Consider the following 11904-nt stretch of genomic DNA (forward strand, 5'->3'; position numbering starts at 1 on the left):
AGCAGCCGCGCCGCCTTGCGCGCGTCGTCGTAGAACAGCTCGTAGAAATCGCCCATGCGAAAGAACAGCAGCACGTCCGGATGCTCGGCCTTGGTGGCCAGGTACTGGCGCATCAGCGGAGTGTGGGGCGCCGCGCTGGCAGCGGCTTTCACGGTTTTTTTCGGGTCGGTGTGCGACGTGCTTTTCGTGCCCATGCTCTCGATACTGTCCCGCGGGGGTGTGGGCCATTTTCGCGCGTTCGTGCCTTCACTGTCTGCCCGCAACCCGTGCAACCGGTCGCGCAGTGCAACCACAGAGCTTGCCATAGTCGGCATCGATCCATGCGCCGTGGGGGCTTGCCTACGCCTGGTGTGGCGCCTCGCCGAGACCGGCGGCGCGGCGCAGGCGATCGCGCACGGCATGGCCGATCCCGGGATCCCCGGGAGGCACCGCGATCAGGACATCCAGACCCAGGCGGTCCGCCTCGCGCAGACGCTGGTACAAGTGCTGGGCCTGTTCGGCGGGCGATTCGCCCAGCGCCAGCCATGGAATCTGCGCCGGCCAGGTCGGGACGCGGCGCGCCGAAAGCACGCCGGCCCGCAGGCCACGCGCGATGCAGGCGTCGATTTCCTGCTGGACCTGTGCGACCGGTATCAGCACCACGCGGGCCTGCGGCGCATAGTGCAATGACATGCTGCCGGGACTGCGCAGCGTGGGGTCGACGGCGTAGCCGACATCGAGCCCGGCCACCTGCTGCATCGCCTCTGGCGTGATGCTGCCGGGACGCAGGATGCGCGCACGCGCACCAGACAAGTCGACGATGGTGGACTCGATGCCCAGCGCGCAGGGCCCGCCGTCGAGCAGCAGGTCGACGGCGTCGCCCAGTGCCTCGCGCACGTCCTGCATGGTGGTGGGGCTGATCTTCTTGTGCGGGTTGGCCGAGGGCGCGGCGATGCCGCCGCCGAACTGCTCCAGGACCCGGCGTGCCAGCGGATGCGAGGGCACCCGCAGCGCCACGGTGTCGAGTCCTCCGGTCACGGCATCGAGTACCGTCGGAGCGCGCGGCAGGATGAGCGTCAGCGGACCCGGCCAGAAGGCCTCGGCCAGCTCGCGCGCGACACGTGGGACCTGGCGGGCCCATGCCCCGATCTGCCCGAAGTCATGCAGATGCACGATCAGCGGATGATCCGGGGGGCGGCCCTTGGCGGCGAAAATGCGGGCCACGGCGTGCGCATTGCCGGCGTCCGCGCCCAGGCCGTACACGGTCTCGGTGGGCAGTCCGATCAGCCCACCGCGGCGCAGCACCTGGACCGCCTTGCGGACCTCCTGGCCTTGTGCCTGCGGGCCCGGCGACACTTCGCCGGGCGCCCCGTCAAGGGGATCGTTCATGCCGTGGCCTGCCACTGCAGCGCGCCGCAGTAGCGCTTGAGCGGCCCTGGCTGATCCGGCATGGCGAACAGATGGATCCAGCCGTTGTCGACCAGCTCACGCACCGCCTCGTGCTTGGCAATCAACGCATTGATCGCGTCGATCGGGGCGGCAATCACCACCGACAGACGCAAAGGTTCGTGCACCCAGCGCTGGCCGTCATGCAGCGACTGCAGGGGCAGTCCGGTACGCAGGTTGCCCCCGTTGCCCTCCAGGACTCCAAGCTTGCCGACCACGTTGTGCAGTACCTTGTTGCCGCAGCCGAAGGCCGTGTTGTCCACCGTCGAGCCGTAATACTGCAGGTTGATCCATGAGCCGACGATCATGGGCGCGGTCATGATCGATTCGAGGACGGCAAAGTCCTGGTCCTGACGCCAGTCGTAGGAGTTGAGGAACGCACGTCCCTGCAGGTCGAGGTGTGCGGTGCGGTGACGGGGCGCCACCACGAAGGCGGCGCAACCGGCCAGTCCCCATTCGGGACGGACCTGGCTCCAGTCGCGACTGCGGGCCATGATTTGTGCATGGACCGCACCCGCGCGGCGCAGGTTCAGTCCGCCGGCGCGCTCGATCCGCGTACGCTCGCCCGCCGCTTCGGCCCAGACCTGCAGCTGTTCCAGGTCCCCGGCATGCGTGGCGGGCAGGTCTTCGGTGTCGAAAAGGGTCAACGCATCGGTGGTGGTGTTGTGCAGCGCGCCGACAAACCACGTGTCCTCGGGGATGGGCATGCCGCGTGCGCTGAGTTCCTTGCGCACGTGCGGGTCGTTGAGCACGGCGGCCGCCACGCGCGCATTGGCCTCGCCGGAATGCCCGCCGCATGCGCCGCAGTCCAGGCCGCTGGCGTGCGGGTTGTTGATCGAGGTCGCGGCGTGCCCGGCCAGCACCACCAGTCGGGCAAAGTCCTGCCGCAGCGACATCGCTTTCAGGGCACCCTCGGCCAGTTGTACGCGGGTATCCAGCGGCAAGCCGCTGGCGTGGCCGTGATCTGAAGCGGGCGTGATGTCCGGCGCCAGCCTGGGGATCAGGTGGTCGTCGATGCCGTCGGTGGCGGGGTGCGGAACCGGGCGGCTGAAACCGAAACCGTCGGTGACCAGCTTGCCCAGGTAGATCCAGCCCATGGTTTCCACGAAGGCGAACGATGAGACCGCCGCAAGCTTGAACCAGCGCCAGGAGGCCGACACGCGCAGGCGCAACTGACGCAGGTGGACAAAGCCCGACTCCTCCTGCGACGAGGCCGCCTTGACCCGTTCGCGCACGCGCACGGCCGGGGTGATCAGCGCTGGACACTGGGCGCCCCCGTGGGCGTGGCCCAGCGGCACGAATTCGATTGGCATGCCGAAGAAACCCGCCACGCCGAGGGTGTCGATCGCGGGGGACTCGCTTTCCAGCGCGCGGCGGAAGACTTCCGAACGCACGTCGATGCAGAACGCCGCCTGCACCGCCTTGCGGGTGGTTTTCGGCGCCTGTGGCGGCGTGCGCAATTGGTCCAGCATGCCCCGTTGCCAGCCGATTTCGTAAGCCAGCTGCAGCAGGTGGTCCAGTGCCCGTTCCGCGTCGACGGGTCCGGGCGGCTGCAGTTGCCCACGCGCCTGCGTCCACTGCGTGGCCACCGCCTCGTGATCCTCGAACGAGGCAAGGATCGCCACGTCCCACGCCAGCCGGACGGCCAGCAGTTCCATCAGGGTCGAGTCACTGCGCTGGTGCAGTTCGCTCTGCCAGCCGCGGTAGCGGGCATACCCGGCCCATCCATCCATGCTCATCAACAAGCGGTGCAGGTAGTCCGCGAGCCCGCTCTCGGGGATCTGCAGGCGCGCCACGCCCTCGCGGATCATCGCTTCGGCCGTGTCCGGCAGGGCCTTCACGATCTTGCGGAATCCGGTCAGCCCCATGATCTGGGGCGTGCGGTCAATCCGGGCATGTTCACGCCATGCGGCGTAGGGGCCAAGGTGCCGCGAGGGGGACAGCCACAGGGCCTGTCCCTGGTCGAAATGGCTGGCCGCCCACAGCGAGATCTGTTCCGCTGCCAGCGCCGCCCAGTCGTATCCGGTGGCCTGGCTGGCGGCGTCTGCGGCCGTCGCCAGAGGCCGCGGTGCGGACGATTCCGAGGCCTGCACGCGACGCTTCAGTGCGTCGATGTCCTCGGGCAAGGCATCCGTGCTGTCGTTCTGCTGCAAGGCCAGCGCCAGATCCTTGTCGCGGATGCGGCCGTCGGCCATGGCCTTGCGATAGAACGCACGCGGCATGGTCATGCGCGCCCCCGCGGCGCGTGCCACCAGTTGCGCCGCAGCGGCAAAGCTGTGGTTGGTCAGGCCCAGGAACGGATTGACCGCCACGAAATGCTGGATCGGCCACAGCGGCGCGATGCGGCCGCCAGCGCGCTCGACCATGTCCTGCAGCGTGACTGGTGCCACATCCGGCGTGGCGGGCGCGGTGCAATCGTGCGAATGAAACGGGTGTGCATGGAGACTCATTGGGTCGGTATCCTTGATGCGGCGCGAGGATCTGCTGGCGGCCCGGCATCGCGGCGCAGCGCGCCGACCATCCGGTTGAAATAGGCATTGATGTACAGGCCGTTGGCCAGATGCACCCGCGTGCTGCGCCACGCGGGTCGATGCAGCCATACCGGGGACAGGCCCTGCAGCACCGCGACGGCAGCAAACGACACGATCGCCAGCCCCATGATCAGCAGGCCCAACGCATCGGGTTGTGGGATCGGCGGCAGGATGGAAGCGGTCACCCGGACCACGAAGCTTTCCAGCACGAAATAGGCGACCGTGCTGGCGCCCGCTGCGACCAGCATGCGGGCCAGCATTTTGCGCCGGGCCCCGGCATGCATCGCCGGCACCATCAGCATGCTCACGCCCAGCACCAGAATGCCGCCAAGGGTCAACACCGCGGCCTCGCCACGCGCAAACACGCCCCAGATCCAGCCGATCGCGGCATACAGGGCCAGTGCCAGCGCCAGGCTGGTCAGCACGGGCAGGATCCGCGGGCGGGTGTTGGAGGGTGCAGGGGCCACTTCGACCACGCTGCCGGAGGACAGGAAGGCATGCGCCTTGTACAGCGAGTGGGCCACCAGATGCAGCAGTGCAATCGCGAACGCGCCCAAACCACACTGCAGCGTCATGAAGCCCATCTGCGCCACCGTCGACCAGGCCAGCGAACCCTTCACGCTGGTCTGGGTCAGCATCACCACGCCACCGAACAACGCGGTGAATCCGCCAACCAGTGCGATTAAATGCAGCGCTGGTTCCGACACCAGCATGACGTCGGCGAAGCGGATCATCAGGAAACCGCCGGCATTGATGATGCCGGCGTGGAGCAGGGCGGAGACCGGTGTCGGCGTGTCCATCACCTCCGGCAGCCAGCCCTGGCTGGGAAACTGGGCCGACTTGAGCAGGGCGGCGATGCCGATCAGCAGGGCGGCCACCTGCACGGACGCGTGCGGCGCCCCGGGTGCCAGGGTGTGCGCACGCGTGAGAATGGTGGCGATGTCGGTGCTGCCGAAGGCCATGATCAGCAGCACGCTTGCGCCGATCAGGCACACGTCGCCGATGCGCGCCAGGATGAACTTCTTGTGCGCGGCCATGCGTGCCGGACGGCGCTCGCGATAGAACACCAGCAGGCGATGCAGCGTGAGGCTGGTGGCGATCCAGGCCACCACCAGCTGGGTCAGGTTGCCGGCCAGCACCATCGCCAGCACTGCGGCCAGGGTCAGGCACAGCCCGCTCATGAAGGCGCCCTGGCGGGCATCGCCATCCATGTAGTTGCGGCTGTACTGCACCACGATGACGCCGACAAAGGCGACCAGCACGAACATGCTGCAGCTGACGGCATCCAGCCGCACCGACAGGCCCGTGCCCATGCCTCCGAGGAGCGGGCCCGTCGTGGCACCGAGTGTCGCCACCAGCGCCACCGCAAGCAGCGCCATCAGCAGCGCGGCCGCCGTGGCCAGTCGGCACAGCAGCAGTCGTAGCCGTGGTCGTGGGCTGCGCGCATCTGCCGGCCACCAGGCCGCGAGCAGCAGCGCTGCGGGGGCGAGCAGGGCCAGGTTGGCAAGGACGGGGGGCATCGGGTTCTCCGCGGTGGGGCAGGGTGCGCGAAGAAGGTACTGCAATTTGACTATTCTATAAAATTCATTGTATGAAACATTTCAATATATAAAAAAGAACGTTCTGTGCGCGCACTCAATTACAACCACTTGCGCTATTTCTGGGCCGTGGCCCGCGAGGGCAATCTCACCCGGACCGCGGAAAAGCTGCGGGTGTCGCAGTCGGCGCTGTCGATCCAGATCAGGAAACTCGAGACCCAGTTGGGTCACGATCTGTTTGAACGCAGCGGAAGGCAATTGCGACTGACCGAGGCGGGCCGCATCGCGTTCGATCACGCCGAGACGATCTTTGCCGGCGGCGCCGAACTGCTGGCTACGCTGAAGGACCGGCCCGAAGATCGCCGGTCCATTCTGCGCGTGGGCGCCCTGGCCACGCTCTCGCGAAACTTCCAGATCGGTTTCCTGCGCCCGCTGCTGGCGCGCGAGGATGTCGAGGTGATCGTGCGTTCCGGCAGCACGGCGCATCTGCTGCAAAGTCTCGAGGCGCATCGGCTGGACGTGGTGCTGGTCAACGTTGCGCCGCAGCGCGATGCCGCCACGCCATGGATATCCCATCCGATCGCCGAACAGCCCGTAAGCCTGATCGGCACGCCGGCGCGCATCGGCGAGGGCGGCCCGCTGGCCCGCCTGCTGGCCCGCGAACCGCTGGTGTTGCCGACCATGGAGAGCAGCGTTCGCATCGGATTCGACGCCTTGATCGACCGCATGGGACTGCGCGTGCGAATCGCCGCGGAGGTCGACGACATGGCGATGATGCGGCTGCTGGCACGCGAGGATCTCGGACTGGCGGTGGTGCCACCGATCGTGGTCAAGGACGAGCTCGCCAGCGGGCGGCTGGTCGAGGTGGAGCAACTGCCTCATCTGAGCGAAACATTCTTCGCCGTGACCATGAAACGGCGCTTTCCGAACCCCTTGCTCAGGCCATTGATTGCGCCGCGCGAGGCCGGGGCGTTGATCGAATGATGCCAGGGTCGAACAGATGTCCGGAGACGAGCCACGGCGGTGGTCATGGTCTGCGCAGCGCAATTTCATGCTCGTGGGCCTGGCCCGTTATCATGTGGCGTGCCCTGATCCACGATCGCGGCCGCCCGTGTCCTTCGCCTGATCGCATCCGGAACGACCTGCATGACCACACGCCTTGAGCTGACCCGTCCCGACGACTGGCACCTGCACCTGCGCGACGGCGCGGTGCTGGCCTCGGTGCTGCCGGACACGGCGCGGCGCTTTGCACGCGCCATCGTCATGCCCAATCTCAAGCCGCCGGTGACCACAGTGGCGCAGGCCCGGGCCTACCGCCAGCGGATCCTCGCGGCGTTGCCGGCGGGGATGATATTTGAACCGCTGATGACGCTGTACCTGACCGAGGCCACCACGCCTGCGGAAATCGCCCTGGCCAAGGCCAGCGGCATCGTGCATGCGGTCAAGTACTATCCGGCGGGCGCGACCACCAACTCCGATCAGGGCGTGCGCGATCTGTCGCGCGTGCAACCGGTGCTGGAGGCGATGCAGGAGCATGACCTGCCGCTGCTGATGCACGGCGAGGTCACCGACCCGTCGGTGGACATCTTTGATCGCGAGCAGGTCTTCATCGACCAGCACCTGTCGCCGCTGGTGTCGCGTTTCCCGGGACTGCGCATGGTGCTTGAGCACATCACCACCCGCAACGCGGTCGAATTTGTCCGCGATGCGCCCGCCCATGTCGCCGCCACGATCACCGCGCATCACCTGCTGCTGGACCGCAATGCGATCTTTGCCGGCGGACTCAACCCGCACCACTACTGCCTGCCGGTGCTCAAGCGCGCGCGCCATCGCGAAGCGCTGGTGGAGGCGGCCACCAGCGGCAGCCCGAAGTTCTTCCTGGGCACCGACAGTGCGCCGCATCCGCTCCACGCCAAGGAAACCGGTTGCGGCTGTGCCGGCATCTATACCGCGCATGCCGCGATCGAACTGTATGCCGAGGCGTTCGAGGCGGCCGGGCATCTGGACCGGCTGGAAGGCTTTGCCAGTTTCCACGGACCCGACTTCTACCGGTTGCCCCGCAACAGCTCGCGGATCACGCTGGAAAAACGCGCCTGGACCGTACCGGCCGAGTTCCCGTGCGGTGATACGCCAGGGGTGCCCTTGCGCGCCGGCGGCACCATCGCCTGGATGCTTGACCCGCAAGCACGGGTATCCTGACCGGCGATTGCCGGGCTTGCTGCGCACAATCCGAAACGGAGCTCACTCGATGTCCCCACGCACCATCCCCACCGATGAAGACCTCGCCACGCTGGTGCGTGATATTGGCGCGCTGGTGCAGCACAAGCAGCTGATGCTGGTGACGGCCGAGTCCTGCACCGGTGGCTGGATTGCCAAGGTGGCCACCGACCTTGCCGGCAGCTCGTCCTGGTTCGGGTGCGGTGTGGTGGCCTACAGCTACGAGGCCAAGGAAGCGTTGCTGGGGGTCAATCCGCGCACGCTGGAGGACACCGGCGCGGTCAGCGAGGAGACCGTGGTGGAAATGGTGGCCGGCGCGCTGGCACGCTTCGGCGCCGGCGTTGCGGTGGCGGTGACCGGCATCGCCGGCCCGGGCGGCGGCACCGAGGACAAGCCGGTCGGCACGGTCTGGATTGGCTGGAAGCGACGGGGTGGCTACGCGCATGCCCAGTTGTTCCATTTCGGGGGCGACCGCGAGGCCGTGCGCAGGCAGACCGTGGCTGCGGCCCTCGAAGGCATTCGGAAGATTCTTACGGACTGACGCGGCCCCGGCCTTCGCGCGGTTCGGTTCGGGTGTGGGATACTGGGCATCGCGACGTGCGCGCCATGTGTCGCAGTCCGTGAGAACCGATGCGCGCACGCTGGGGCATCACAACTTTTTCTCCTGAGGTATCGACGATGGACGACAACAAGCGCCGTGCGCTGACATCAGCGCTGAGCCAGATCGAAAAGCAGTTCGGCAAGGGCGCTGTCATGCGCATGGGAGACCACGTCCAGGTCGCCATCGAAACCGTGTCGACCGGCTCCTTGGGCCTGGATATTGCGCTGGGGGTGGGTGGCCTGCCGCGCGGACGCGTGGTCGAGATCTACGGGCCGGAATCCTCGGGCAAGACCACATTGACCCTGCAGGCCATCGCCCAGTGCCAGAAGAAGGGTGGCACGGCCGCCTTCATCGACGCCGAGCACGCGCTGGACCCGAGCTACGCCGAGAAGCTGGGCGTGAACGTGGACGACCTGCTGGTCTCGCAGCCGGACACCGGCGAGCAGGCCCTGGAGATCGCCGACATGCTGGTGCGTTCCAACGCCGTGGACATGGTGGTGATCGACTCCGTTGCCGCGCTCACGCCCAAGGCCGAGATCGAGGGCGAGATGGGCGACTCCCACGTCGGCCTGCACGCGCGCCTGATGAGCCAGGCGCTGCGCAAGCTCACCTCCAACATCAAGAAGTCCGGCTGCCTGGTGATCTTCATCAACCAGATCCGCATGAAGATCGGCGTGATGTTCGGCAGTCCCGAGACCACCACCGGCGGCAACGCGCTGAAGTTCTACGCCTCGGTACGCCTGGACATCCGTCGCATCGGCGCGGTCAAGAAGGGCGACGAGGTGATCGGTTCGCAGACCCGCGTGAAGGTGGTCAAGAACAAGGTGGCACCGCCGTTCCGCAAGGCCGAGTTCGAGATCCTGTACGGCGAGGGCACCTCGCGCGAGGGCGAGATCATCGACATGGGCGTGGAGCAGAACCTCATTGACAAGGCCGGCGCCTGGTACAGCTACAACGGCGATCGTATCGGCCAGGGCAAGGAGAACGTGCGCCAGTTCCTGAAGGAAAACCCGGCCATCGCCGACGAGATCGACGCCACGCTGCGCGAGCGCCTGCTGGTCGGTGGCGGCGCCAAGTCCGATGCCAATGACGCGGCCGAGGACGATACCGTCGCCGAAGAGGCCTGAGCCGAGCGTGCCTTGCGGCATGCTCCCGCATGAGGCTTCCCGGACAGCCGGTCGCGCGTCGACCGGCTGTCTTGTCGTGCATGGTCGGTGTGCATGAAGCGCACCGGCAGGGACAAGGCGCAAAAACGTCCTGCCTACGACAAGGCGCTGGCGCTGTTGGCGCGGCGGGAATATTCGCGCCGCGAACTGCATGAGCGCCTGCTGCGCGATGGTTATGCCCGCGACGAGACCGGAGAGGCGCTGGATCGGCTGGCCAGTGACAATTACCAGAGCGATGTCCGCTTTGCCGGGATGCTGGTGCGCAACCGCATCGAGCAGGGGTATGGGCCGCGACGCCTGCAGGCCGAGTTGCGTACCCATGCCATCGATGATGCGCGCATCCAGGCGCTGATCGATGCGGCCGAGGTCAACTGGCGCCGTTCGGCCCAAGCGCAGTTGCAGCGACGCTATGGCGCCAGTCCGGTGGCCGAATTCGCCGAGCGCGCCAAGCGGGCACAGTTCCTCTTGCGTCGCGGCTTCGACGCCGCCACAGTAAACGCTGTCACTCGCGCCGAAGTGGACGATGCGGACGATGCCGACGATTGATGGTCGTGCCTCGGGACCCCGTGTCGCTGCGGCGTATACCCTACATCACATACATTGTCCAAGTGCATGAAAACAGCAGATATTCGCGCGCGATTCCTTGAATTCTTCCGTGATCGCGGGCACACCATCGTGCCCTCCGCACCACTGGTCCCGGGCAACGACCCGAGCCTGATGTTCACCAACTCGGGCATGGTCCAGTTCAAGAACGTGTTCCTGGGCAGCGAAAAGCCCGGCTACGTGCGCGCCGTCGACGTGCAGCGCTGCCTGCGCGCGGGCGGCAAGCACAACGACCTGGATTCGGTCGGTTACACGGCCCGCCACCACACCTTCTTCGAGATGCTGGGCAACTGGTCGTTTGGCGACTATTTCAAACGGGAGGCCATTGCCTGGGGTTGGGAACTGCTGACCAAGGTCTTCGGCCTGCCCGCCGACAAGCTCACGGTGACCGTGTACCAGACCGATGACGAGGCGTTCGACATCTGGAAGAACGAGATCGGCGTGCCGGCCGAGCGCATCATCCGCATCGGCGACAACAAGGGCGCGCCGTATGCTTCGGACAATTTCTGGCAGATGGCCGATACCGGCCCCTGCGGTCCCTCCAGCGAGATCTTCTACGATCACGGCCCGCACATTCCCGGGGGGCCGCCCGGATCACCCGAAGAGGACGGTGATCGCTACATCGAGATCTGGAACCTGGTGTTCATGCAGTTCGATCGCCAGCCGGACGGCACCATGGCGCCTTTGCCGGCACCGTGCGTGGATACCGGCATGGGCCTGGAACGGCTGGCGGCGATCCTGCAGGGCGTGCATTCGAACTACGAGATCGACCTGTTCCAGCGACTGATCAAGGCTGCCGCCGAGGTCACCGGCACCCACGACCTGGAGAACAAGTCGCTGCGCGTGATCGCCGATCACATCCGCGCCTGCGCCTTTCTCATTGTCGACGGCGTGATGCCGTCCAACGAGGGCCGTGGCTACGTTCTGCGGCGCATCATCCGACGCGCGCTTCGCCACGGCTGGATGCTCGGGACCCAGGGCGAGTTCTTCTGCAGGATGGTTGCCCCGCTGGTGGCCGAGATGGGCGAACCCTATCCGGAACTGGCCCGGCAGCAGGGGGTTGTGGAAAAGGCCCTGCGTCAGGAGGAGCAGCGCTTCGGCGAGACGCTCGAGCTGGGCATGAAGCTGTTCGAGGACGTGGCCGCCGCCAGCGACGGCAGGACCATTCCGGGCGAGGATGCGTTCCGTCTGTACGACACCTACGGCTTCCCGGTCGATTTGACCGCCGATATCGCGCGTGAGCGCGACATGACGGTGGACATGGACGGCTTCGAGAGGGCCATGCAGGCGCAGCGCGAACGTGCCCGTGCCGCCAGTCGTTTCGAATCCAGGGGCATGCTTCCGGCGGACCTGATCAGCACGCTGGAACGGACCGAGTTCCTTGGCTACGACCGGCTGGAAGAGGGCGGCCTGAAGGTGCTGGCGATCGTGCGCGACGGAAGCGCGGTCGATGCGCTGTCCGATGGCGAATCGGGCATCGTGCTGCTCGACCGCACGCCGTTCTATGCCGAGTCCGGCGGTCAGGTGGGTGACTGCGGCGATCTGCGCGGCGACGCGGGTCAGCTTGAGGTGACCGACACACAGAAAATGGCCGGCAGTTTCCATGGTCATGTCGGCCGCTGGCACGGCAGCGGCACGTTGCGCGCGGGGCAGACCCTCACGGCCGTGGTCGACGGTACCCGCCGCCAGGCGATCGTGCTCAACCACTCGGCCACGCATCTGCTGCACGCGGCACTGCGCGAGGTGCTGGGCACGCATGTGACGCAGAAGGGTTCGCTGGTGGCTCCTGACCGCCTGCGTTTCGACTTTGCAAACGAACAGCC

General features: G+C 66.8%; 10 protein-coding genes. 6 read left to right on the plus strand and 4 right to left on the minus strand.

The window, feature by feature from the left end:
* The 4 genes from PF446_RS13035 to PF446_RS13050 all read right to left on the minus strand — a co-directional run.
* Positions 1-194 (minus strand): hypothetical protein (locus PF446_RS13035; RefSeq protein WP_298072296.1); only part of this gene is annotated, 194 nt, incomplete at its 3' end.
* 145 nt (positions 195-339) lie between these two features.
* Positions 340-1368, minus strand: coding sequence for an L-threonylcarbamoyladenylate synthase (locus PF446_RS13040; RefSeq protein ID WP_298072297.1), 1029 nt, complete (start codon positions 1366-1368; stop codon positions 340-342).
* Positions 1365-3875: a DUF2309 domain-containing protein gene (locus PF446_RS13045; protein WP_298072299.1), complete on the minus strand. Its 2511-nt coding sequence runs from the start codon at positions 3873-3875 to the stop codon at positions 1365-1367. Before PF446_RS13045 ends, PF446_RS13040 begins: the two co-directional genes overlap by 4 nt.
* Complete coding sequence (locus tag PF446_RS13050; RefSeq protein WP_298072301.1) at positions 3872-5476, minus strand: proton-conducting transporter membrane subunit; 1605 nt, start codon at positions 5474-5476, stop codon at positions 3872-3874. Before PF446_RS13050 ends, PF446_RS13045 begins: the two co-directional genes overlap by 4 nt.
* Positions 5477-5581: 105 nt before the next feature.
* Between PF446_RS13050 and PF446_RS13055 the strand changes: the two genes are divergently transcribed.
* The 6 genes from PF446_RS13055 to alaS all read left to right on the plus strand — a co-directional run.
* A complete protein-coding gene (locus PF446_RS13055) occupies positions 5582-6478 on the plus strand; it encodes a LysR family transcriptional regulator (protein WP_298072304.1) in 897 nt (298 codons plus the stop codon).
* A 162-nt stretch (positions 6479-6640) separates the two neighbouring features.
* Entirely contained in the window at positions 6641-7693 is a 1053-nt protein-coding gene (pyrC, locus tag PF446_RS13060; RefSeq protein WP_298072306.1) for a dihydroorotase, read from the plus strand.
* A 49-nt stretch (positions 7694-7742) separates the two neighbouring features.
* Positions 7743-8252 (plus strand): CinA family protein, encoded by a 510-nt coding sequence (locus tag PF446_RS13065; RefSeq protein ID WP_298072308.1) that lies wholly within the window; start codon positions 7743-7745, stop codon positions 8250-8252.
* Between the two features lie 137 nt (positions 8253-8389).
* Complete coding sequence (gene recA, locus PF446_RS13070) at positions 8390-9439, plus strand: recombinase RecA (protein WP_298072310.1); 1050 nt, start codon at positions 8390-8392, stop codon at positions 9437-9439.
* A 93-nt stretch (positions 9440-9532) separates the two neighbouring features.
* On the plus strand, positions 9533-10024 hold the full coding sequence (locus PF446_RS13075) for a regulatory protein RecX (RefSeq protein WP_298072312.1): 492 nt from the start codon (positions 9533-9535) through the stop codon (positions 10022-10024).
* A 66-nt stretch (positions 10025-10090) separates the two neighbouring features.
* A partial coding sequence (alaS, locus tag PF446_RS13080) for an alanine--tRNA ligase (protein ID WP_298072314.1) occupies positions 10091-11904 on the plus strand: 1814 nt, incomplete at its 3' end.

It is taken from the genome of Oleiagrimonas sp., assembly GCF_027858935.1.
Taxonomy (GTDB): domain Bacteria; phylum Pseudomonadota; class Gammaproteobacteria; order Xanthomonadales; family Rhodanobacteraceae; genus Oleiagrimonas.

What these genes read in the sequence shown, in the direction of transcription:
- PF446_RS13040 (WP_298072297.1), bottom strand. Translation starts at nt 1,368, where the DNA reads ATGAACGATCCCCTTGACGGGGCGCCCGGCGAAGTGTCGCCGGGCCCG.
- PF446_RS13045 (WP_298072299.1), bottom strand. Translation starts at nt 3,875, where the DNA reads ATGAGTCTCCATGCACACCCGTTTCATTCGCACGATTGCACCGCGCCC.
- PF446_RS13050 (WP_298072301.1), bottom strand. Translation starts at nt 5,476, where the DNA reads ATGCCCCCCGTCCTTGCCAACCTGGCCCTGCTCGCCCCCGCAGCGCTG.
- pyrC (WP_298072306.1), top strand. Translation starts at nt 6,641, where the DNA reads ATGACCACACGCCTTGAGCTGACCCGTCCCGACGACTGGCACCTGCAC.
- PF446_RS13065 (WP_298072308.1), top strand. Translation starts at nt 7,743, where the DNA reads ATGTCCCCACGCACCATCCCCACCGATGAAGACCTCGCCACGCTGGTG.
- recA (WP_298072310.1), top strand. Translation starts at nt 8,390, where the DNA reads ATGGACGACAACAAGCGCCGTGCGCTGACATCAGCGCTGAGCCAGATC.
- PF446_RS13075 (WP_298072312.1), top strand. Translation starts at nt 9,533, where the DNA reads ATGAAGCGCACCGGCAGGGACAAGGCGCAAAAACGTCCTGCCTACGAC.